This is a genomic window from Pseudomonas sp. WP18 (assembly GCF_036689585.1).
Classification (GTDB): domain Bacteria; phylum Pseudomonadota; class Gammaproteobacteria; order Pseudomonadales; family Pseudomonadaceae; genus Aquipseudomonas; species Aquipseudomonas chlororaphis_E.
This window is the reverse complement of the sequence record NZ_CP144758.1, coordinates 538,516-561,294: the sequence shown is the minus strand read 5'-3', so window position 1 is coordinate 561,294 and position 22,779 is coordinate 538,516. Positions and strand designations below refer to the sequence as shown.

Here is a 22,779-nt window from a genome sequence, read left to right as displayed (position 1 = left end):
AATTTTCGTGAGCGAACTCATTCGCGTACCTGACATCGGCAGCGGTGAAGGTGAAGTAATCGAACTGTTTGTGAAGGTCGGCGACCGTATCGAAGCCGACCAGAGCATCCTGACGCTCGAGTCGGACAAGGCCAGCATGGAAGTGCCTGCGCCGAAGGCCGGCGTCATCAAGAGCCTGAAAGTGAAGCTGGGCGATCGCCTGAAAGAAGGCGACGAACTGCTGGAGCTGGAAGTCGAGGGCGCCGCCGCGGCGCCTGAAGCGGCCGCGCCGGCAGCGGCCCCGGCCGCCGCTGAAAAGCCTGCTGCCGCACCGGCTGCCGAAGCAGCCCCAGCACCGGCGGCCGCGCCAGCCGAAGCGTCTGTCCAGGACATCCATGTCCCGGACATCGGTTCGTCGGGCAAGGCCAAGATCATCGAAGTCCTGGTCAAGGTCGGCGACACCGTCGAAGCCGACCAGTCGCTAATCACCCTGGAATCCGACAAGGCCAGCATGGAAATCCCATCGCCCGCCGCCGGTGTGGTGGAGAGCGTCGAGATCAAGCTGGAAGACGAAGTCGGGACCGGTGACCTGATCCTGAAGCTGAAAGTGGCCGGCGCTGCTGCTCCTGCCGCGCCAGCACCTGCTCAAGCCGCCGCGCCGGCTGCCAAGGCCGAAGCCGCTCCCGCTGCTGCCCCTGCCGCCAAGGCCGAGGCTGCGCCAGCACCGGCCCCTGCCGCGGCCCCTGCGCCAAGCGGTGCCAAGGTTCACGCAGGCCCTGCAGTGCGCCAACTGGCTCGTGAGTTCGGCGTCGAGCTGTCGGCTGTCAGCCCAAGCGGCCCACACGGCCGCGTGCTGAAAGAAGACGTGCAGGTGTACGTCAAGGCCATGATGCAGAAGGCCAAGAACGCACCGGCCGAAGGCGCCTCGGGTGGCGCGGGCATTCCGCCGATCCCGGCGGTGGATTTCAGCCGCTTCGGCGAAACCGAAGAAGTAGCCATGACCCGCCTGATGCAGATCGGCGCGTCGAGCCTGCACCGCAGCTGGCTGAACATTCCGCACGTGACCCAGTTCGACCAGGCCGACATCACCGAGCTGGAAGCTTTCCGCGTGGCGCAGAAAGCCGTGGCGGAAAAGGCCGGCGTGAAGCTGACCGTGCTGCCCCTGTTGCTCAAGGCTTGCGCGCACCTGCTCAAGGAACTGCCGGACTTCAACAGTTCGCTGGCCCCAAGCGGCAAGGCTGTGATCCGCAAGAAGTACGTGCACATCGGCTTCGCCGTCGACACCCCGGAAGGCCTGCTGGTACCGGTCATCCGCAACGTCGACCAGAAGAGCCTGCTGCAACTGGCTGGCGAAGCCGCTGCCCTGGCTGAAAAAGCCCGAAACAAGAAGCTCACCGCCGACGACATGCAGGGCGCCTGCTTCACGATCTCCAGCCTCGGCCACATTGGCGGCACCGGCTTCACGCCGATCGTCAACGCGCCGGAAGTGGCGATCCTGGGTGTTTCCAAGGCCACCATCCAGCCAGTCTGGGACGGTAAAGCCTTCCAGCCGAAGCTGATGCTGCCACTGTCGCTGTCCTACGATCACCGCGTGATCAACGGTGCCGCTGCTGCACGCTTCACCAAGCGTCTGAGCGATCTGTTGGGCGACATTCGTACCATCCTGCTGTAACGCCGAGTGGCCCTTCCCCAGGGAAGGGCCACTCGCACCGCTGTTTTCCGAGCGCCACGCTCGTACCTCAACCCCGTCCATTTGACGGGGCTTTTTTTGCCTGGCCGTCAGGGCTGAAGCGCCACGCCGTACACCGGCAAACTTTCCTACCCTTCCCCGCCTGACTGACTACGCCCTCTGTTAGTCATTGCCCACATCCTGCGTCCCCTCGCCTGTCGATATTTGTCCCGCCTCGCGCCTTAGCATCGGCACAGCGCGACACCCTTGCGCTCGTACCCTCCTTAACTGAAACGCTGCATTTCGAATGGATTCGAATATGTTCATACCCACCGTCGGCCCGATCGTTGGCCACACCACGACGGATCACGCGCGGATATTCTTGCGCGGCGATCATGACAACAGCCTGGTATTCGCCGGTGTTCGCTACCGGCGCCTGGGCGACGCCCACTGGTCGAAGGGCCATTTCGTCCAGTTGAAGGCCTACCGCGACATGTCCGATGTCATCGTGCTCGATGGCCTTGAGCCCGGTACGGCCTATGAATACCAGGCAGGCTGGTTCAGCCCGCTAAGCCCGACCCACACCGTAGGGACCGTTGAGGAACTGCCGCTGCAATGGCCCAGGAACACCTATCGCCTGCGCACGCCAACCAACGAGCCCGGCCTGCCGCGCGCCTATATCGTCGGCTCCTGCCGCTACCTGCGGATCACCGCCGGCGTGCCTTCACGACCCGCGCTCGGGGACCGCACCTTTGCCGGCATCAACCGCGTCGTGGCCCAGGCCGACCCGCCGATCAGCGCGGTCCTGATGACCGGGGACCAGGTCTACCTCGACGACCTGAACGTGGTGGCCCCTGACCGGACCTACAAGGACATTCTCTTCAAGTACCGCACGGCATTCTCCCAGCCGCACATCCGGCGACTGATGGCGCAGGTGCCCACCTACATGATCCTCGACGACCACGAAATCGAAGACAACTGGCCCGCCAACAGGTCCGGCAACGACGAGGTGCTCTATGCCAACGCCATGAGTGCGTACGCGCTTTACCAGGCCAGCCATGGCCCGGCCCATGAACGCTTGGCCAACGGCACGCTGGATAAGTCGCTCAAACGCTACTGGTACCGGTTTGCCCACGGCGACGTCGGATGGTTCGTCACCGACAGCCGTACCCAACGCAACCTGTCGGCAGATGACCGCCGCCTCCTGGATGAAGAGCAGGAGCAGGCCCTGCTCCAATGGCTCGTTGGCAGCCCCGCCCGGGTCAAGTTCGTGGTGACCAGCGTGCTGTTCTACCCCGACAGCAAGCGCAATGATGGAGATGCCTGGCAGGCCTTCCCGCAACAGCGCCTGCGGCTGCTGGAAACCCTGCGCAAGCATCGGGTCAGGAACGTGATCTTCATCTCGGGCGATGTCCATGGCGCCATGACCAGCCGCCTGCGACACAGCGAGGATCCTGATTTCGAAGTCAACACCCTGGTGGCCTCGCCGTTCTGCAACAGCAAGCTGCTGCCTTATGCCAAGGCCACGGATTTTATCTTCGACCAGCCCATGGCCCGCACGGACGACGGAGAATATCGCTACGAACTGACCAGCAAAGTCCTCAGTCAGGATAACTTCGCACGCCTGGACATCACGGCCCAGAGCGTCCAGGCCACGTTCCATGACCGTGACGGCAACCCGGTGCAGACCGTCGATATTCCCTTGCGGTGACGGACGGCATCACCTGGCGTGCCCTCTGATCGGCTGGCGACTGGAGAAATCCCTTCGTCGGCCGATAAAAGGTTTATAGCACTTGGCCTTCATGTCTCTTGTCAGCCAGTGCCGCAATGATGCAACCTTGCGGCAGTCCGTAAGAACGAGGGCGTCAGCCCGGCGCGATCAGCATTTTCGAAGCGAGTTTCCCCATGAAAAGCCAACCCGATGCCGCCAGCCGTATGGCGGCCGAGGTAGTGACGCAGTTACCGGTGCCCTCGCGGCTCGGTATGCTGCGTTTCGAACGGCTGAATGAAGCGAGCTGGGCGCTGCTGTTCCTCGATCCCAATTGCGAGCGCTACTTCGGCCTGCCGGCGGTGGAGCTCTGTTCGCTGGTCAGCGCGCCCTACGCCAGCCTGATGGAACCCGAAGCGCGCTACCAGTTGCATGACACCATCCAGGAACAACTGGCTCAAGACTCGCATTACCAGATCCGCTATACGCTGCACACCGCCAAGGGGCCGATGAACCTGCTGGAAACGGGCGAAGCCTATAAGCAGCACAATCGTCAGTTGTTGCGCGGCTACCTGCTGGTGGTGGACAGCCTGCTGCAAGACGAGCCGTCCCTGCCGGCCGTCGACCTGGAAACCCAGAACTCGCGCCTGCAGATTGCCTTGGAGTTGAACCAGCGCGCCCAGCAGGAGCAACTCCAGCACCTGGACCGGGTACGCGCCCAGCAGGACCTGATCCTGCTGCTGACCCGACAACGCTACAGCGCTAACAACTCCCTGCTCGAAGCCGCCGAACTCATCACCCGCAGTGCCTGTGACATCTATCAGATCGACAGCGCCAGCCTCTGGAACCTTGAAGACGGCAAGCTGGTGCCGATCACCGCCTTCAACCGAGCCTCCCAAGCGCACTTCCTGCCAGCGGCCATCGACGCCAGCGACTACCCCAACTACATGGAAGCGCTGCAATCGTGTCGTGCCATCGATGCCCACAACGCCATGCGTGACCCGCGCACCCGGGAACTGGCGGAGAACCTGCGCGCCCGCGACGTCAACGCCATCCTCGACGCCAGCGTGCGCATCGACGGCCAGGTGGTGGGCGTGCTGTGCCTGGAACAGGTGGGCGTCACCCGCGCCTGGCAGTCCGACGAAATCGCCTTTGCCGGTGAGCTGGCGGACCAGTTCGCCCAGGTGATCAACAACCACAACCGACGCACCGCCACCAGCGCCCTGCACCTGTTCCAGCGCGCCGTGGAACAGAGCGCCAACGCCTTCCTGCTGGTCAATTGCGACGGGGTGGTGGAATACGTCAACCCGAGCTTCACGGCGATCACCCAGTACTCCACCGAGGAAGTCCACGGCCAGCGCCTGTCCGAGCTGCCGGCCCTGGAGAATCTCAGCGAGCTGCTGTTCGACGCACCGTCCGCCCTGGCCCAGAGCAACAGCTGGCAAGGCGAGTTCAAGAGCCGGCGTAAGAACCTGGAACCCTACTGGGGCCAGCTGTCGATTTCCAAGGTCTATGGCGACAATCGCGAACTGACCCATTACATCGGCATCTACGAAGACATTACCCAGACCAAGTTGGCCCAGCAGCGCATCGAACGCCTAGCCTACACCGACAACCTGACCAACCTGGGCAACCGTCCGGCATTCATCCGCAACCTCGATGAACGCTTCGCCCGGGACAGCGATTCGCCCATCAGCCTGCTGCTGGTGGACATCGACAACTTCAAGCGCATCAACGACAGCCTCGGCCACCAGACCGGCGACAAGCTGCTGATCAGCCTGGCGCGGCGCTTGCGCAACAGCCTGAGCCCCAGCGGCAGCCTGGCGCGGTTCGCCAGTAACGAGTTCGCCGTGCTGCTGGACGACACGGACCTGGAAGCCGGCCAGCAGGTCGCCAGCCAGTTGCTGATGACCCTCGACAAACCGATGTTCGTCGATAACCAGTTGATCAGCGTGACCGGCTCCGTGGGCCTGGCCTGCGCACCGTTGCACGGTCGCGATCCCCAGACCCTGATGCGCAACGCCGGGCTCGCCCTGCACAAGGCCAAGGCCAACGGCAAGCATCAGGTGCAGATCTTCACCGAGGCCTTGAACGCCGAGGCCAGCTACAAGCTGTTCGTGGAAAACAACCTGCGCCGAGCCCTGACCCAGAACGAACTGGACGTGTTCTACCAGCCCAAGCTATGCCTGCGCAGCGGTCGACTGCTGGGCATGGAAGCGCTGCTGCGCTGGAACCATCCCGAAAAGGGCATGATCCGTCCCGACCAGTTCATCAGCGTGGCCGAAGAAACCGGCCTGATCATCCCCATCGGCAAGTGGATCGCCCGCCAGGCCTGCCGCATGAGCAAGCAACTGACCGCCGCCGGCCTGGGCAACCTGCAAGTGGCGATCAACCTGTCGCCCAAGCAGTTCTCCGACCCGGACCTGGTCGCCTCCATCGCCAGCATCCTCAAGGAGGAGCAACTGCCCGCCCGGCTGCTGGAACTGGAGTTGACCGAAGGCCTGCTGCTGGAAGCCACCGAAGACACCCACCTGCAGCTCGACCAGCTCAAGCGCCTGGGCCTGACCCTGGCGATGGACGATTTCGGCACCGGTTATTCGTCCCTGAGTTACCTGAAGAAATTCCCGATCGACATCATCAAGATCGATCGCAGCTTCATCCATGAGATCCCGGACAACCAGGACGACATGGAAATCACCTCGGCGGTGATCGCCATGGCCCACAACCTCAAGCTCAAGGTCGTGGCCGAAGGCATCGAGACCGCCCAGCAACTGGCCTTCCTGCGGCGCCACCGATGCGACGTCGGCCAAGGCTACCTGTTCGACCGGCCGATCCCCGGCGCCGAGCTGGTCGAGAAGCTCAAGCGCTACCCGCGCGGACCAATTGACTGACAGCGATGTAACACTCGGGCACACTGACAGTCTTATTGCGTGAACTCGCTCAACTCAATCTGACTGAGAGGACTGATGATGGTCTTGCGCTCGGAAATCCTGGTGAACAAAAACGTGCTCCCTACTCAAGAACAAGCCCTGCCCGGCCGCGAAACCCCGATCAAGGTGCCGGACGAGCACTTCGTCAACGGCAATCCGCTGCTCGGCCCATTCCCGGGCAACGTCGAATTCGCCATCTTCGGCCTGGGTTGCTTCTGGGGTGCGGAACGCCGCTTCTGGCAACGCGAAGGCGTCTACAGCACGTCGGTGGGCTACGCCGGCGGCTTTACCCCCAACCCGACTTACGAAGAAGTCTGCTCCGGCCTGACCGGCCACAGCGAAGTGGTGCTGGTGGTCTACGAGCCGGAGAAGGTCAGCTACGAAGCCCTGCTGGCGATGTTCTGGGAACTGCACAACCCGACCCAGGGCATGCGCCAGGGCAACGACATCGGCACCCAGTACCGCTCGGTGATCTACTGCACCACGCCCGAGCAACTGGAAGCCGCGAAGAAGAGCAAGCAAGTGTTCCAGGCAGAGCTGGCCAAGGCTGGCCTGGGGGACATCACCACCGAGATCGACGAGGCGCCGACGTTCTACTACGCCGAGGCGTATCACCAGCAATACCTGGCGAAGAACCCCGAGGGCTACTGCGGGATTGGCGGCACAGGCGTCTGCATGCCGCCGAGCCTCGCGGGTAACTGAGCCCCAGCCCGATGCAAGGGAAGAAGGTGTCCGGTCATCGCCCTTCCCTTGCACTTGACCGCAAACTTGATCTACAGACTGCATATTGCTACTTTTGGCTCTACAGACCCAAAAGGTAATCGTCATGACCCCTGCTCTTTCAGCCCAAGCCTTGACCAAGGACGAGTGCGTGACCGGTCTTCGGACGGTGCTGGGCATCCTGGAAAAATGGCAGGCAACCAGTGACCAGGCCTGTCGGATCCTGCGTATTTCCCGCAGCACCTATACACGCGCCAAGCAACGTGAAACCAACTGGTCCGTCAGCCTGGACTCCGACCAGTTGCAACGCATCAGCCTGGTGCTGAATATCCACGGCGCCTTGCGCCTCATTTTCGACAACCCCGAAAACGTCTATGGTTTTGCGGCGATGCCCAATGAGAACGAGTTTTTCAATGGGCACGCCCCGCTGGAGATCATGGCCCGGGGCGACATGATTTCCCTCTACGAGACGTTTCGCAGGATCGACGCGTTGCGAGGCGCGCAATGGTGAAGGCCGGCGATCTGCCCGAACGGCCCGGCGAGCCCCTGACGGCCCATAGGCTGGTGAACTCCAAATTCCCGCCCATCGCCCTGTTCGACGATGTGGCCGACGCTGATGAGTTCGAAGTCCTTTATCGGATCCAGGCCCTGACCAACCCCAGGCTGCAGAACGAAGTGGGACGCCTGGAACTGATCGCCCGCCAGGAAATCCCCTTCGGCATTCCGGGCTGCGCCTACGCGACGGCGCCGTTCACCCACGTCAATCCCGCCGGTTCGCGGTTCAGCGACGGCAGCTTCGGCGTGTTGTACCTGGCCGACACCGCCGAAACGGCGCTGGCCGAAGTGCAGTACCACCAGAACCACTACTGGTCGAAGGTGCAGGGCCTCAACTATGAACGCTTTGTCTTCCGCGAGCTTTCCTGCCACTTCACGGACGCAGCGATGAAAGATGCGCTGATCTTGCCCATGACAGACCCCATCTATGACCCGGATGACTACAGCCATGCCCATCTGCTGGGCAAGGCCATCAAGCGCGAAGGTTGTCCGGGGCTGCGCTACCGATCGGTACGCAACCCGGGTAGCCATTGCTGGGCGCTGATGACCCCGCGCCCGGTGTCATCGATTCTTCAGGCCGCTCACTACGAGATGATCTGGAACGGCCGGATCACCAGCGTCAACCTGATCACCGGGGCTTGAGCCGGGCTTCAGGAAGGCCTTGTGGGAGCGAGATTGCTCGCGAAAGCGCCCGCCCTGGCGCCTCGTCAACACGAATCAATGCTCGGCGATCAACCAATCCATCTGCCAGCCACCCTGGGTCTGCCCGAGCTTTTTCGACAGCCACGGCAGCAGATCGCGCAACTCTTCCTCCAGTCCCCACGGCGGGTTGGCAATGGCCAGGCCGGAGCCGTTCAGGCTGTTGGGAGTGGCGAGCGGGTGGACCAACAGCTCCACGCGCAACAATTTCGGCGCGCCGGTGCCAGCCAGGTCCTGGTAGAAACGGCGCAACAGGCGCTGATCCTTCACCGGGTACCAGATCGCCGCCACCGTCTGGCGCATCCGACCGATGGCTTCCTTGAGGGAGGCGGCGCAGCGCTGCATCTCGTCAAGCTGTTCGAAAGGCGGGTCGATCAACATCAGGGCGCGCTTCTGCGGGACCGGTAGCAACGCCCGAGGCACATGCCAACCTTCGCCCAAGTGCACCGCCACGCGACGGTCGCCCTTCATGTTGTCCTTGAGCAGCACGCCGTCTTCGGGGTGCTTCTCGTTGAGCAGCACGCGGTCCTGCGCACGGGTCAGGCGCCGCGCCAATTCCGGGGAACCGGGGTAGTAGCGCAACTGCCCGTCCGGGTTCATGTCGTGCAGGACTTTCATGTAATCGGCGGTCAGCGGCGGCAGGTCATCCTGGCCCCATAACCGCGCGATGCCTTCCAGGTATTCACCGGTACGATTGGCCTGGTCGCCCTGCAAGTCGTACAACCCGATGCCCGCGTGGCTGTCGAGGTAGGCGAAGGGCTGCTCCTTGCGCGACATCAGCGCGATGAGGCGGGTCAAGGTCAGGTGTTTGAACACGTCGGCGTGATTGCCGGCGTGGAAGGCATGGCGATAATTCATGGCGGCTCCTGCGAAGGGCGACGAGTTTACCTTGAAGTGCGCCGAACGTCAGGGTTCGCAGCCGAGTGGGCGGTCCCCCAGTTCGAGCGCCAAAAATTGCAGCAATGCCGCCTTCAGCGGTTGCCCGGGCGCCTTGAGGAAATGCGCAACCTTGCGCCGCAGGATGCGCTCGTCAACCTGCTCGAACAGGTCCGGGTGCGCTTCATCCAGCCACCTGAGCAGGTTATCCAGCAGGCAATCGCTCGACTCATCAGCCAATGACCTGAGCAACGCCTCCGGCACCGTCCACCATGGGAACGCCCGGGCCTCACACCGGGCATTGCCTTGCAGCGCCAGCGGCTGGCCATTGATCAGGCAGCGGCTGAGCACCGGCAGCAACACGGCGGCATCAACGTGCGCCGATTGCAGGATCGGCCGCACGAAGCGCCCATCCCAGAAGCGGAAAAATACCGCCTTGGCGTCGGGCAACAACACCTGTGTCAACCCGCACAGATGTTCGGCAACCCTTTGCTGGCTGGCAGAAGACACCGCCAGCCAGCCCCAATCGAGCGCATCGGTGGTCGCTATCCAATCAAGAAACTCACTGTCCGGGGTGACAAGCCCTACATATGGCATGACCGATTCCCACTCGGCGTACGGCGTGCCCGCCCAGATCGGGCTCGCCGGCGTGGTCATCGAGCGCTTCCAGGCAGACAGCGGCCCTGCGCCGCTGGCGTTGCTGACGATGGCGAACAGTTGCTCGGATGCCCGCAACGGGTGGTCTCGGAGCCAGGCACGGGGCGTCATGGGCGCACCTGGAAAACAGCGGGCCCATGAAGGTCCGGCGGCATGCTGCAAACGCCCATCCGGCATCGCTCACATTCTTCACAGAACGGCGCCTGGCCTTGCAAGCTCAGGATTTGCCCAAGACTCAGCCGAGGAGCCGCGGCGGCGAGCGGGCTCTCAGGGCCGCGGGAAACGCCAGGCGCCGCGCCCATCACGGCCATCGGCGCGCCGCCCACTTCGATGGGCACGCTACTGAATATCCCGCCGGCACCGATATTGATCCAATGACCACCGGCCTGGATCGTCGCACTGACGCCGGCATCCAGCACCACCTGCTGGCCGGCACCGACATGGTATTGCTGGGCAGCACTGAGGGCCTGGCTGGTCACGTGGATATGCCGTTCGCCGATCACCCGCAAGTGATCGTCCTGACGGACTTCAACCTGGCGCCGGCCGTGGGTCGTGCGCAGCTCATCAGCCTTGAGCTCGTGCCGCGACGCCCCCGTGACCACGATGCTGCGCTCGTGATCGACTTGCACCCGCTGGTCATGCAAGACGTGCTGGGTCCAGTCGCGCTGGGCGCGCAGATAGATTTCCTCGGCGCCCTTGCGGTCTTCGATACGCAATTCGTTGTAACCACCGCCTCCCGGGCTGCTCTGGCTGCGCAGGATGCTGCGGGTCTTGTCCGCCGGCAGGTCCAGCGGCACCGGGTTGGCGCCGTTGGGCAGGCAACCCACCACCACGGGCTTGTCCACGTCACCGTCGATGAACCCAACCAGCACCTCCATGCCAACCCGCGGGATCATCACCCCGCCATAGCGATCATGGGCCCAGCCGGAGGCCACGCGCAGCCAGCAACTGGCATGCTCATCGCCCTGGCCTTCGCGGTCCCAGACCAGTTGCACCTTGACCCGCCCGAACGCATCGCAATGGATCTCGCTGTCGACAGGCCCGGTCACCACGGCTGACTGGTAACCGTGGGCACGGGGCTTTTCCTGCGCCAGGGGCGGACGGTAGAGCACATCCCAGGGCGTGGCATGGAAGGTGTTGCGGTAGCCTTGGAAATCCTCCAGGCCGTCATCGCTCGCGTCCTCCAGCACCTGTGGCTGGCGGCCATGATGGGTGATGGCCGTGAGCAACCAGAGATCGTTCCACGGCGCGCGAGGATGGCCCTGGATGTGCAAGAAGTGCCCGCTGGCCAGGGCTCGCTGGTCACTGTGCCCTTGCGCCAGTTGGTAGTCGGTGCCGTGGCGCTCAAGTGCACGCTGGGCCAGGTGCCGGCCCTGCTCGCGATCGGCAAACTGGCCGGGGTAGCGATAGTCCTCCAGCGCCGGCAGTTGCTGGCTGTCGACGTCAGCCTGCAGCACCAGCCCGGGCTTGCGAAAGTCGTGGTCGCGCAACGTCACGGCAGTGGTCCGGGCTTCGAGCCGCACCGCCAGGCGCATGATCGTCGGCTCGCTGGCCGCCATGCCATTGCCCGGCAGATAGCGCGTCGGCTCGGGCAAACGGGGAAACACCGTCTGATCGTCGCCAAACACCAGCAGATGGCCGCCGGGGCTGTGCCGGAAGTGATAATGGATGCCCACCTCGGCACAGAGCCGTTCGATGAAGGCCAGGTCGCTCTCGGCGTACTGCACGCAATACTCACGCTCGGGGTACTGGCCACCGAGGCTGAACTGGAATGCATCGCCCTGGATACCGTGCTCGCCGAGGATCCGGGCGACGATCGTCGGCACGCTCAGGTGCTGGAAAATCCGTTGATTGATGCGGTGACGCAGGTAGGCGAGGCGCGGCACCAGCGTGATCCGGTAACGGGTCAGGCGCTTGCCCGAGTCGCCCTGGGCCACACTGTAGACCTGGCCGTGAAGACCCCGGCCATGATCGTCGAGCTCCAGGAAGGCCTGGCGGTGCAGGAGTTCTTCCAGGGCCAGGTCGGGCCGCTCGCTGACCAGTTCCAGGTCAACGCGATAGGGCTGGCTGATGGCTTCCTTGCCTGTGAATTCCAGCACCTTGAGCGCATGGGGCACGCCGTCGAGCGTCAGGGTGAAACGGGGCAAGTGGGCAGGTGCGACCATCCGATGTCCCTCTGCTGAATGAAGGCTGGCGATTCTGCACGAACCATCGGGTGAACAACCCCCTCACCCGGAAAAACAGATTTGCCCTACGACCTAGACGTAGAAAAAGCCGCGAGACAGGCAGTATTTTCCGATAGACATTCTTCAACGGTGGGAGCGAGCCTGCTCGCGAAAGCGGCGCCCCCTTCAACCCGGCTCCATGCACCGCCCCTGGACCCGCCATAAAAAACGGCCCGCCTCCACAAGAGACGGGCCGTTTTGCGATACAACCTTCAGCCAGCCATCAAGGCTTCGCCGAACGCCTTACTGGTTCAGGCGGAAATCTTTCTCGGCTGCTTCGAAGCGCTGCAGCATACCGGTGGTAGGCGAGCCCATCTTGCTGACGAAATAGATGGCCAGGCTGGCGAAAATGAAGCCTGGGATGATTTCGTACAGGCCCAGCAGCTCGAAGTGCTTCCAGACGATCACGGTAATCGCGCCCACCAGGATGCCGGCCAATGCGCCGTTACGGGTCATGTTTTTCCAGATCACCGAGATCAGCACCACCGGGCCGAACGCGGCACCGAAGCCGGCCCAGGCGTAGCTCACCAGGCCCAGCACGCGGTTATTCGGGTTGGCCGCCAGGGCAATGGCGACCAACGCCACCAACAGCACCATGGCGCGGCCGACCCAGACCAGTTCCAGCTGGGAAGCGCCCTTGCGCAGGAAGGTTTTGTAGAAGTCTTCGGTCAGGGCGCTGGAGCACACCAGCAACTGGCAGCTCAGGGTACTCATCACCGCCGCCAGGATGGCGGACAGCAGGACACCGGCGATCCATGGATTGAACAACAGCTTGGCCAGCTCGATGAACACGCGCTCGTGGTTCTCGGTCACAGGACCGGCCACTTCAGGGTGAGCCGAGAAATAGGCAATCCCGAAGAAGCCGACCGCCACGGTGCCACCCAGGCACAGGATCATCCAGGTCATGGAGATGCGACGGGCGTTGGCGATCGACTTGACCGAATCAGCGGCCATGAAGCGCGCCAGGATGTGCGGCTGGCCGAAGTAACCCAGGCCCCAGCCCATCAGCGAGATGATGCCGATGAAAGTGGTGTTCTTCAGCATGTCGAAGGACGCAGGGTCTTTCGCCTCGATGGCCAGGAACGTAGTGTCCACGCCACCGGTGGCCAGCAGCACGATGATCGGCGTCAGAATCAGCGCGAAGATCATCAAGGTGGCCTGGACGGTATCGGTCCAGCTCACGGCCAGGAAACCGCCGACGAAGGTGTAGGCAATGGTCGCGGCAGCGCCGGCCCACAGCGCGGTCTCGTAGGACATGCCGAAGGTGCTCTCGAACAGACGGGCACCGGCGACGATGCCGGAAGCGCAGTAAATGGTGAAGAACACCAGAATCACCACGGCGGAGATGATCCGCAGCAGGCCGCTCTTGTCTTCGAAACGGCTGGCGAAGTAGTCCGGCAGCGTCAGCGCGTCACCGTTGTGTTCGGTCTGTACCCGCAGCCGCCCGGCCACGAACAGCCAGTTCAGGTAGGCACCGACGATCAGGCCGATGGCGATCCAGCTTTCCGAGAGGCCCGACATGTAGATGGCGCCCGGCAGGCCCATCAACAACCAGCCACTCATGTCGGAGGCACCGGCAGACAAGGCCGTAACCACGCTGCCGAGGCTGCGACCGCCCAGGATGTAATCGGAAAGGTTGTTGGTGGAGCGGTACGCCATCAGGCCGATCAGGACCATGGCTGCGATATAGATCACGAACGTGATCAGGGTTGGATTGCTAACACTCATGAATAACGCCCTGGCTTTGTTTTTATGTTGCGGTGGCAGAGGCAGGCGTCGACCACACGAACAGTATGGCGACGATTGGCAGGCCCGCGAATGTATGACCGATGTTTCCCCAGGAAAGCCATCGGCGGATGCTCCTCGGTCGAAACCGGTTGCACCTTGGCGGCGAATCCTATTCAAGAAACGAAATTAGGTGCAACCAGTTTCGCTCGAATAAGTTGCACCTGATCGGTTTTATCGGAAAAACACCAGGTTTTGCGCCGTTTTAGTGCAAAGGCGACGGCGCAATCGGAGCATCGGGCACCAATAAAGTGCAACACCAGCAAATCGGAGATTCTTTCCTGATGAGCTGCCGAGTATTTCATCCAAAAAAGGGTTGCACCCGGTTGCACCTCATTCGGCGCGCAGCTAATCTTGCCGCCAGCTGATGCCACGCGATCGTGGCAAACATGAGGATAAAAATATGGCTACCACTACCCTCGGGGTCAAACTCGACGACCCGACCCGCGAACGCCTGAAGGCCGCCGCAACCTCGATTGATCGCACGCCCCATTGGCTGATCAAGCAGGCAATTTTCAATTACCTGGAGAAACTCGAGGGTGGTGCAACCCTGACCGAGCTGAACGGTTCGACCCGTGCCGACAGCGACGATGCCGGTGAGGTCCAGGCCGACCACGCCCACCAATGCTTCCTCGAATTCGCCGAAAGCATCCTGCCGCAATCGGTGCTGCGCGCGTCCATCACCGCCGCCTACCGTCGCCCCGAGCCGGAAGTGGTGCCCATGCTGATCGAGCAGGCCCGCCTCCCCGCGCAAATGGCCGAGGCCACCAACAAGCTGGCCGCGTCGATTGCTGAAAAACTGCGCAATCAGAAGAGTGCCGGCGGACGTGCCGGGATTGTTCAGGGCTTGCTGCAGGAATTTTCCCTGTCGTCCCAGGAAGGCGTGGCACTGATGTGCCTGGCCGAAGCCCTGTTGCGGATCCCCGACAAAGGCACCCGCGACGCGCTGATCCGCGACAAGATCAGCACCGGCAACTGGCAGCCGCACCTGGGCAACAGTCCTTCGCTGTTCGTCAACGCCGCCACCTGGGGCTTGCTGCTGACCGGCAAGCTGGTCGCCACCCATAATGAAGCAGGCCTGACGTCGTCCCTGAGCCGCATCATTGGCAAAAGCGGCGAGCCGATGATCCGCAAGGGCGTCGACATGGCTATGCGCCTGATGGGCGAGCAGTTCGTCACCGGCGAGACCATTGCCGAAGCCCTGGCCAATGCCAACAAGTTCGAGACCAAGGGTTTCCGCTATTCCTACGACATGCTGGGTGAAGCGGCACTCACCGAGCACGACGCCCAGAAGTACCTGGCCTCGTACGAACAAGCCATCCACTCGATCGGCAAGGCGTCCCACGGCCGTGGGATTTATGAAGGCCCGGGTATTTCCATCAAACTCTCGGCCCTGCACCCACGCTACAGCCGCGCCCAGTACGAACGCGTCATGGACGAGTTGTACCCGCGCCTGCTGTCGCTGACCCTGCTGGCCAAGCAATACGACATCGGCCTGAACATCGACGCCGAAGAAGCCGACCGCCTGGAGCTGTCCCTGGACCTGCTCGAGCGCCTGTGCTTCGAGCCGCAACTGACCGGCTGGAACGGCATCGGCTTCGTGATCCAGGCGTACCAGAAACGCTGCCCGTATGTGATCGACTACGTGATCGACCTGGCCCGCCGCAGCCGTCACCGCCTGATGATCCGCCTGGTAAAAGGCGCCTACTGGGACAGCGAGATCAAGCGTGCCCAGGTCGAAGGCCTGGAAGGCTACCCGGTGTACACCCGCAAGGTGTACACCGACGTTTCCTACATTGCCTGTGCCCGCAAGCTGCTGTCGGTGCCGGAAGTCATCTACCCGCAGTTCGCCACCCACAACGCCCATACCCTGTCGGCCATCTACCACATCGCCGGACAGAACTATTACCCGGGGCAGTATGAGTTCCAGTGCCTGCACGGCATGGGTGAACCGCTGTACGAGCAAGTTGTAGGCAAGGTTTCCGAAGGCAAGCTGAACCGTCCGTGCCGCGTGTACGCTCCAGTCGGCACCCACGAGACACTGCTGGCCTACCTGGTTCGTCGCCTGCTGGAAAACGGCGCCAACACCTCGTTCGTCAACCGCATTGCCGACCAGTCCATCTCGATCCAGGAATTGGTGGCCGACCCGGTCGTCAGCATCGAGCAGATGGCGACCCTGGAAGGTGGTTTCGGCCTGCCGCATCCGCGCATCCCCCTGCCGCGTGACTTGTACGGCAGTGAACGCGCCAACTCCAGTGGCATCGACATGGCCAACGAGCATCGCCTGGCTTCGCTGTCCTGCGCGCTGCTGGCCACCGCTCATAACGACTGGAAAGCCGCGCCGATGCTCGGTTGCGCCGCCAGCGAGCAGACCCCGGCACCGGTGCTGAACCCGTCCGATCATCGCGACGTGGTTGGCCATGTCCAGGAAGCCACCGTCGCCGATGTCGACAACGCCATCCAATGCGCCCTCAACGCCGCGCCGATCTGGCAGGCCACGCCACCGGCCGAACGCGCCGCGATCCTGGAGCGTGCCGCCGACCTGATGGAAGGCGAGATCCAGCCATTGATGGGCCTGCTGGCCCGCGAGGCCGGCAAGACCTTCGCCAACGCCATCGCCGAAGTGCGTGAAGCGGTGGACTTCCTGCGTTACTACGCGGTGCAGGCGCGCAACGATTTCACCAACGACGCCCACCGCCCATTGGGCCCGGTGGTCTGCATCAGCCCGTGGAACTTCCCCCTGGCCATCTTCAGCGGCCAGGTGGCGGCCGCCTTGGCCGCGGGCAACCCGGTCCTGGCCAAGCCCGCCGAACAAACCCCACTGGTGGCGGCACAGGCCGTGCGCCTGTTGCTCGAAGCCGGCATCCCCGAAGGCGTCCTGCAACTGCTGCCGGGCCGCGGTGAAACCGTCGGCGCCGGCCTGGTGGGCGACGAGCGGGTCAAAGGCGTGATGTTCACCGGTTCCACCGAGGTCGCTCGCCTGCTGCAACGCAACATTGCCGGTCGCCTGGACAACCAGGGTCGCCCGATTCCACTGATCGCCGAAACCGGCGGCCAGAACGCGATGATCGTCGACTCCTCGGCCCTGACCGAACAAGTGGTCATCGACGTGGTGTCCTCGGCCTTCGACAGCGCCGGCCAGCGCTGCTCGGCCCTGCGGGTCCTGTGCCTGCAGGAAGATTCCGCCGACCGCGTCATCGAAATGCTCAAGGGCGCGATGGCCGAGTCGCGCCTGGGCAACCCCGAGCGCCTGTGCGTGGATATCGGCCCGGTGATCGACGCCGAGGCCAAGGCCGGCATCGAGAAACACATCCAGGCCATGCGCGACAAGGGCCGCACGGTGTACCAGATGGCACTCGCCGACAGCGACGAGTGCAAGCGTGGCACCTTTGTCATGCCGACCCTGATCGAGCTGGAAAGCTTCGACGAATTGCAGCGCGAGATCTTTGGCCCAGTGCTGCACGTGGTGCGCTACAAGCGCAAGGAGCTGGACCAGTTGATCAACCAGATCAACGCCTCCGGCTATGGCCTGACCCTGGGCGTACACACCCGCATCGACGAGACCATCGCCAAGGTGATCGACAACGTCCACGCCGGCAACGTCTACGTGAACCGCAACATCGTCGGTGCCGTGGTCGGCGTGCAGCCATTCGGCGGCGAAGGTCTGTCGGGCACTGGGCCGAAAGCCGGTGGTCCGTTGTACCTGTACCGCCTGTTGTCGACTCGTCCTACCGACGCGATCCAACAGTCCTTCGTACGCAGCGATGCCCTCAATGCACCGGACCTGCGCCTGCGCGACGCCATGAGCAAGCCGCTGACCGCCCTGCAAGCCTGGGCCGATAGCCACAAGCTCGCCGAACTGAGCGCCCTGTGCGTGCAGTTCGCGGCCCAGTCGCAAAGCGGCATTACCCGCCAGCTGACCGGCCCGACCGGCGAACGCAACAGCTACGCGATCCTGCCGCGCGAACACGTGCTGTGCCTGGCCGACGTGGAAGGCGACCTGCTGACGCAGCTGGCGGCCGTGCTGGCGGTGGGCGGCTCGGCGGTGTGGCCGGAAACCGACACGAGCAAGGCCTTGTTCGCACGCTTGCCGAAGGACATTCAGGCGCGCATCCAGCGGGTTTCCGACTGGACCAAGGACGATGTGGTATTCGACGCCGTCCTGCACCACGGTGACTCGGATCAACTGCGCAGCGTTTGCCAGCAAGTGGCCAAGCGTGCCGGCGCCATCGTCGGGGTTCATGGCCTGTCACAAGGGGAAACCGGCATCGCGCTGGAACGCCTGGTGATCGAACGCGCCCTGAGCGTTAACACCGCGGCGGCGGGCGGCAACGCCAGCCTGATGACCATCGGTTAAGCCGCTGCAAGCCAGGCGCCCGCAATGGGTGCCTGGCCATCGAAATCCCCTGTGGGAGCGGGCTTGCTCGCGAAGTCGGTGTATCAGTCGACATCTATCCGTCTGATACACCATCTTCACGAGCTAGCCTGCTCCCACCAGGGATTAGTGTCCCCCTCGCCCCTCCATCACTGTCATCAATCATCCTGTTCAACCTCTATTCCCACACCTAGACTCGGCCCATTCCAAACAAGGTAGGCCGCCATGTCCGAGACGTTGCTCAGTTCCCGTAATCTGGCTTTCGAGCTGTATGAAGTCCTTGATGCCGAGGGCCTGACCCAGCGCGAGCGGTTCGCCGAACACAATCGCGAGACCTTCGACGCCGCCATCGGCACGGCCCGCAGCATCGCCGAAAAGTACTTCGCGCCACACAACCGCAAGAACGACGAAAACGAACCCCGTTACGAAAACGGCCAGGCCGTGCTGATTCCCGAGGTGAAGCCGGCGGTGGACGCGTTCCTGGAAGCGGGCTTTCTGAACGCCGCACGCAGCTTCGACGCTGGCGGCATGCAATTGCCGACGTTGCTCTCGCAAGCCTGCTTCGCGCATTTCCAGTCAGCCAACGCCGCGTCCACTTCTTATCCGTTCCTGACCATGGGCGCGGCGAACCTGATCGAGAGCTTCGGCAGCGAGGAGCAGAAGCAACGCTTCCTGCAACCGATGATCGACGGCCGCTTCTTCGGCACCATGGCCCTCACCGAACCCCATGCGGGCTCGTCGCTGGCGGATATTCGCACGCGAGCGGAGCCGGCAGCCGACGGCACCTACCGGCTCAAAGGCAACAAGATCTTCATTTCCGGCGGCGATCATCCGTTGTCGGAAAACATCGTGCACATGGTCCTGGCCAAACTGCCGGACGCCCCGCCGGGGGTGAAGGGCATCTCGCTGTTCATCGTGCCCAAGTTCCTGGTCAATGACGACGGCAGCCTCGGCCAACGCAACGATGTGCTGCTGGCCGGGTTGTTTCACAAGATGGGTTGGCGCGGCACCACCTCCACGGCGCTGAACTTCGGCGACAACGGCGAGTGCGTCGGTTACCTCGTCGGGAAACCGCACCACGGCCTGAGCTATATGTTCCAGATGATGAACGAGGCCCGGATCGGCGTCGGCATGGGCGCGGTCATGCTCGGTTACGCCGGCTACCTGTATTCCCTCGAATACGCCCGCGAACGTCCGCAGGGCCGGGTCCCCGACAGCAAGGACCCGACCACCGCCCCGGTGGCGATCATCCAGCACGCCGACGTGCGCCGCATGCTGCTGACCCAGAAGGCCTACGTCGAAGGCTCGTTCGACCTGGGCCTGTACGCAGCGAGGCTGTTCGACGACACCACCACCCTCAAGAGCGAAGTCGAGCGCCGGCAGGCCCATGAATTGCTGGACCTGCTGACGCCCATCGTCAAATCCTGGCCCTCGGAGTTTTGCCTGAAGGCCAACGAACTGGCGATCCAGATTCTTGGCGGCCACGGCTACACCCGCGAATACCCGGTGGAACAGTATTACCGCGACAACCGCTTGAACCCGATCCACGAAGGCACCCACGGCATTCAGTCCCTGGACCTGCTGGGGCGCAAACTGGCGCAGAACGGCGGCGCCGGTCTCAAGCAGTTGATCCGCCTGGTGGCCGACACCACCGAGCGCGCCCAGGCACACCCGTCGCTGACGCCGTTGCACCAACCACTGGAAGCCCTCGTGGCGCGCCTGCAGACCGTCACCCTCGGGCTGCTGACAGACCTGGCCCAGGGCAAGGTCAACAGCAGCCTGGCCAACTCGGCGCTGTACCTCAAGGTGTTTGGCCATATGGTGATCGGCTGGCGCTGGCTGGAACAGGCAATTCGCGCCGAGGAAGGCCTGGCCAGGGGCAGTGCGGTGGACCAGGACTTCTATAAAGGCAAGCTGCAGGCGGCGCGCTACTTCCTGACGTGGGAGGTGCCGGGTTGTCATCATGAATTGGCGTTGCTTGAAGCGCGGGATGGGACTTGCCTGGAAATGCGGGATGAGTGGTTCTGAGGCTGGGGGCGCTTTCCAATTCTCTGGGGAGTGAGCCTGCTCACGAAGGTGGCCTTAAAGCCAACCTGTTCTTGAGTGAACGCATTTCCCCTGTGGGAGCAGGCTTGCCCGCTCCCACAGGAATCATCGAACCCTTCAGGCCTGCTGAATGGTTTTGGAAATGACATCCACCGTGGCACTGACCTGCTCCTGGTACCGCTCAAGCTCCGCCTGATGCTGCTTCTGCATATCGATCTGCTGCGAACACAGATTCATGGCCGCCAGGACCAACAAACGATCACCGATCAGCGTCGGGTATTTGCGCTTGGTATCGGCCAGCGCAGCCTTGAGCATCGCGGCCGCGTCCAGCAAGGCCTGCTCCTGCCCGGCCGGCGCCTTGATCGAATAATCCTCTCCCAGGATCGAGATGACCGTCACCCCCTCGGCGCCGTGCCTCATGCGCTGACAGGACCGGCGCTAGCGCGCTCGATCAAGGCCTGGATGCGGGCGGCGGCGGTGCCGTGCAGTTCTTCCTGCTCCATCAGGCTCAGTTGCAGACTCTCGTTTTCATCCTTGGCCCTGGCGAGGTCCGCGCTCAGGGTTTCGTTCAGGCCAGTGAGGTGGCGATTCTGTTGCACCAGGTCATTGACCAGTTGCTCCAGCTGGCTGAGGGATGTTTCCAACATATTGATTTCCAGGGTTTTTCAGGGGGCGCGTACGATAAAGAAAAGTCATCGGCGACGCCACGGTTACGGGCAGCGGTGCTTCGCTGACGAGTTTTAGAGACTGCGATTCAGGGATCTGGTTCCTACCCTTCGTCGCGCCACCGCCCTTGAGCCGCGACAAAAGCCCGCAGCGCCCTCAAGACTTCAGGTGCATGACCGATAAGTCCGGTATATCCGTCACAGCCCGCACGGAAGCGCTTCCATCCGGTACTTTCCATGTCTCTACGTAATATGAATATCGCCCCGCGGGCGTTCCTGGGGTTTGCCCTGATCGGCGCCCTGATGCTGATCCTCGGGGTGTTTGCCCTGGCCCAGATGAGCAAGATCCGCACGTCCGGCGAGAACATCGTCCAGAACAGCGTGCCCAGCATCAAGGCCCTGGACGAGTTCACCCAGCTCACCTTGCGCCTGCGGGTGCTGTCCTATCGTCTGCTGGTGAACCGCGAACCGGACATCCAGCAAAAAACCTACGAGCTGTTCGAACAACGCAACCAGCAGATCCGGGCCGCCCAGGCCACCTATGAAAAGCTCATCAGCGCCCCGGAAGAACGGGCCGCCTACGAGCAATACGTGCAACTGCTGGGGCAATACCGTCAGCTCGAAGAGCGGATGAAGACCCTGTCGCGCAATAACCAGATCGATGAGCTGCGCACGCTGCTCAACACTGAGCTGCTGACCAATTCCGATGCCATCAACGTGGTGATCAACCGCCTGATGGAGATCAACAACCAGCAGGCCGAGCACCTCAACCAGAGCGCTGTGCAACAGTATTCAACGGCGTTCACCTGGGTCGTCGCGCTGCTGGTCATCGCCACCGGCCTGACCCTGCTGTTCGCCTGGCTGCTGACCAACAGCATCACCCGGCCGATTGGCAGCGCGCTGCAAGCCGCCGAAGAAATCGCCAAGGGCAACCTGACCCGGCCCGTGCTGGTCGATGGCAGCGACGAAGCCGGTCGCCTGCTGCGGGCGATGGCGACCATGCAGGACAAACTGCGCGACACCTTGCAGCGCATCTCCGGCTCGGCCACGCAACTGGCCTCCGCCGCGGAAGAACTCAACAGCGTCACCGACGAAAGCGCCCGTGGCCTGACCCTGCAAAACAACGAAATCGAGCAGGCCGCGACCGCGGTCAACGAGATGACCAGTGCAGTGGAAGAAGTGGCCCGCAATGCGGTCAGCACCTCCGAGGCCTCGAAGAACGCCACCACCTCCGCTGGCGATGGCCGCGACCTGGTGCAGGAAACCGTCGGTGCCATCGAACGCATGAGCGCCGATGTGCAAAGTACCGCGACGCTGATCGGCAACCTGGCCGACGAATCCCGGGACATCGGCAAAGTACTGGACGTGATCCGCGGCCTGGCCGATCAGACCAACCTGCTGGCGCTCAACGCGGCCATCGAAGCCGCCCGTGCCGGTGAAGCCGGTCGTGGTTTCGCCGTGGTGGCGGACGAAGTGCGCGCCCTGGCGCATCGCACCCAGCAGTCGACCAGCGAAATCGAACGCATGATCGGCAGCATCCAGAACGGCACCGAACAGGCCGTGGATTCGATGCGCAACAGCACCGAGCGCGCCGAGTCGACCCTGAACATCGCCCGTGGCGCCGGCCTGTCCCTGGACACGATCAACACCGCCATCGTCGAGATCAACGAACGCAACCTGGTGATCGCCAGCGCCGCCGAAGAACAGGCGCAAGTAGCTCGTGAAGTCGACCGCAACCTGGTGAACATCCGCGACCTGTCGGTGCAATCGGCCACCGGCGCCAACCAGACCAGCGCCGCCAGTGCCGAACTGTCGCGCCTGGCCGTCGACCTGAACAGCATGGTGGGGCGCTTCAGTCTTTAAGACCCTATCTGCCTTTGTGGCGAGAGC

15 protein-coding genes are annotated in these 22,779 nt (G+C 63.1%); 9 read left to right on the top strand and 6 right to left on the bottom strand.

Annotated elements, in window-relative coordinates:
- Nucleotides 1-7: 7 nt before the first annotated feature.
- The 6 genes from aceF to V5F23_RS02375 all read left to right on the top strand — a co-directional run bounded on the left by aceF (nt 8) and on the right by V5F23_RS02375 (nt 8,203).
- Nucleotides 8-1,651, top strand: a complete 1,644-nt coding sequence (gene aceF / locus V5F23_RS02400) for a dihydrolipoyllysine-residue acetyltransferase (RefSeq protein WP_338497479.1) — start codon at nt 8-10, stop codon at nt 1,649-1,651.
- A gap of 316 nt (nt 1,652-1,967) precedes the next feature.
- Nucleotides 1,968-3,359, top strand: coding sequence for an alkaline phosphatase D family protein (locus tag V5F23_RS02395; protein ID WP_338497477.1), 1,392 nt, complete (start codon nt 1,968-1,970; stop codon nt 3,357-3,359).
- A 194-nt stretch (nt 3,360-3,553) separates the two neighbouring features.
- Complete coding sequence (locus tag V5F23_RS02390) at nt 3,554-6,247, top strand: GGDEF and EAL domain-containing protein (RefSeq protein ID WP_042730823.1); 2,694 nt, start codon at nt 3,554-3,556, stop codon at nt 6,245-6,247.
- Between the two features lie 78 nt (nt 6,248-6,325).
- On the top strand, nt 6,326-6,988 hold the full coding sequence (gene msrA, locus V5F23_RS02385) for a peptide-methionine (S)-S-oxide reductase MsrA (RefSeq protein ID WP_042730827.1): 663 nt from the start codon (nt 6,326-6,328) through the stop codon (nt 6,986-6,988).
- A 124-nt stretch (nt 6,989-7,112) separates the two neighbouring features.
- Nucleotides 7,113-7,517, top strand: a complete 405-nt coding sequence (locus V5F23_RS02380) for an antitoxin Xre-like helix-turn-helix domain-containing protein (RefSeq protein WP_047736091.1) — start codon at nt 7,113-7,115, stop codon at nt 7,515-7,517.
- A complete protein-coding gene (locus V5F23_RS02375) occupies nt 7,511-8,203 on the top strand; it encodes an RES family NAD+ phosphorylase (RefSeq protein ID WP_123579429.1) in 693 nt (230 codons plus the stop codon). The genes V5F23_RS02380 and V5F23_RS02375 overlap by 7 nt, the downstream gene beginning before the upstream one ends.
- 75 nt (nt 8,204-8,278) lie before the next feature.
- Here the strand turns inward: V5F23_RS02375 and rlmJ are convergent, their stop codons facing one another.
- The 4 genes from rlmJ to putP all read right to left on the bottom strand — a co-directional run bounded on the left by rlmJ (nt 8,279) and on the right by putP (nt 13,746).
- Nucleotides 8,279-9,118: a 23S rRNA (adenine(2030)-N(6))-methyltransferase RlmJ gene (rlmJ, locus tag V5F23_RS02370; protein ID WP_123579428.1), complete on the bottom strand. Its 840-nt coding sequence runs from the start codon at nt 9,116-9,118 to the stop codon at nt 8,279-8,281.
- Nucleotides 9,119-9,166: 48 nt separating this feature from the next.
- Nucleotides 9,167-9,904, bottom strand: coding sequence for a DUF4123 domain-containing protein (locus V5F23_RS02365; protein ID WP_042730819.1), 738 nt, complete (start codon nt 9,902-9,904; stop codon nt 9,167-9,169).
- Nucleotides 9,901-11,958, bottom strand: a complete 2,058-nt coding sequence (locus V5F23_RS02360) for a type VI secretion system tip protein VgrG (protein WP_123579427.1) — start codon at nt 11,956-11,958, stop codon at nt 9,901-9,903. The genes V5F23_RS02365 and V5F23_RS02360 overlap by 4 nt, the downstream gene beginning before the upstream one ends.
- A 303-nt stretch (nt 11,959-12,261) precedes the next feature.
- Nucleotides 12,262-13,746: a sodium/proline symporter PutP gene (gene putP / locus V5F23_RS02355; protein ID WP_042727908.1), complete on the bottom strand. Its 1,485-nt coding sequence runs from the start codon at nt 13,744-13,746 to the stop codon at nt 12,262-12,264.
- Between the two features lie 460 nt (nt 13,747-14,206).
- Here putP and putA point away from each other — a divergent pair, with 460 nt between their 5' ends.
- Together putA and V5F23_RS02345 are read left to right on the top strand one after the other, a co-directional pair.
- Nucleotides 14,207-18,160, top strand: coding sequence for a trifunctional transcriptional regulator/proline dehydrogenase/L-glutamate gamma-semialdehyde dehydrogenase (gene putA / locus V5F23_RS02350; RefSeq protein ID WP_338497475.1), 3,954 nt, complete (start codon nt 14,207-14,209; stop codon nt 18,158-18,160).
- 243 nt (nt 18,161-18,403) lie between these two features.
- Nucleotides 18,404-20,206, top strand: coding sequence for an acyl-CoA dehydrogenase (locus V5F23_RS02345; RefSeq protein ID WP_123579425.1), 1,803 nt, complete (start codon nt 18,404-18,406; stop codon nt 20,204-20,206).
- A 135-nt stretch (nt 20,207-20,341) separates the two neighbouring features.
- Here V5F23_RS02345 and V5F23_RS02340 read toward each other — a convergent pair whose 3' ends face one another.
- Both V5F23_RS02340 and V5F23_RS02335 read right to left on the bottom strand, forming a co-directional pair.
- On the bottom strand, nt 20,342-20,644 hold the full coding sequence (locus tag V5F23_RS02340) for a cell division protein ZapA (protein WP_042727911.1): 303 nt from the start codon (nt 20,642-20,644) through the stop codon (nt 20,342-20,344).
- Nucleotides 20,641-20,871: a hypothetical protein gene (locus tag V5F23_RS02335; protein WP_042727912.1), complete on the bottom strand. Its 231-nt coding sequence runs from the start codon at nt 20,869-20,871 to the stop codon at nt 20,641-20,643. Before V5F23_RS02335 ends, V5F23_RS02340 begins: the two co-directional genes overlap by 4 nt.
- Before the next feature lie 255 nt (nt 20,872-21,126).
- Here V5F23_RS02335 and V5F23_RS02330 point away from each other — a divergent pair, with 255 nt between their 5' ends.
- Nucleotides 21,127-22,752, top strand: a complete 1,626-nt coding sequence (locus V5F23_RS02330) for a methyl-accepting chemotaxis protein (RefSeq protein ID WP_042727913.1) — start codon at nt 21,127-21,129, stop codon at nt 22,750-22,752.
- Nucleotides 22,753-22,779 lie beyond the last annotated feature (27 nt).

Coding starts and splice junctions, on each gene's coding strand:
- V5F23_RS02395 (WP_338497477.1), top strand. CDS start 1,968: ATGTTCATACCCACCGTCGGCCCGATCGTTGGCCACACCACGACGGAT.
- V5F23_RS02390 (WP_042730823.1), top strand. CDS start 3,554: ATGAAAAGCCAACCCGATGCCGCCAGCCGTATGGCGGCCGAGGTAGTG.
- V5F23_RS02335 (WP_042727912.1), bottom strand. CDS start 20,871: ATGTTGGAAACATCCCTCAGCCAGCTGGAGCAACTGGTCAATGACCTG.
- V5F23_RS02330 (WP_042727913.1), top strand. CDS start 21,127: ATGTCTCTACGTAATATGAATATCGCCCCGCGGGCGTTCCTGGGGTTT.
- msrA (WP_042730827.1), top strand. CDS start 6,326: ATGGTCTTGCGCTCGGAAATCCTGGTGAACAAAAACGTGCTCCCTACT.
- V5F23_RS02365 (WP_042730819.1), bottom strand. CDS start 9,904: ATGACGCCCCGTGCCTGGCTCCGAGACCACCCGTTGCGGGCATCCGAG.
- V5F23_RS02360 (WP_123579427.1), bottom strand. CDS start 11,958: ATGGTCGCACCTGCCCACTTGCCCCGTTTCACCCTGACGCTCGACGGC.
- V5F23_RS02340 (WP_042727911.1), bottom strand. CDS start 20,644: ATGAGGCACGGCGCCGAGGGGGTGACGGTCATCTCGATCCTGGGAGAG.
- putP (WP_042727908.1), bottom strand. CDS start 13,746: ATGAGTGTTAGCAATCCAACCCTGATCACGTTCGTGATCTATATCGCA.
- V5F23_RS02345 (WP_123579425.1), top strand. CDS start 18,404: ATGTCCGAGACGTTGCTCAGTTCCCGTAATCTGGCTTTCGAGCTGTAT.
- putA (WP_338497475.1), top strand. CDS start 14,207: ATGGCTACCACTACCCTCGGGGTCAAACTCGACGACCCGACCCGCGAA.
- rlmJ (WP_123579428.1), bottom strand. CDS start 9,118: ATGAATTATCGCCATGCCTTCCACGCCGGCAATCACGCCGACGTGTTC.
- V5F23_RS02380 (WP_047736091.1), top strand. CDS start 7,113: ATGACCCCTGCTCTTTCAGCCCAAGCCTTGACCAAGGACGAGTGCGTG.
- V5F23_RS02375 (WP_123579429.1), top strand. CDS start 7,511: ATGGTGAAGGCCGGCGATCTGCCCGAACGGCCCGGCGAGCCCCTGACG.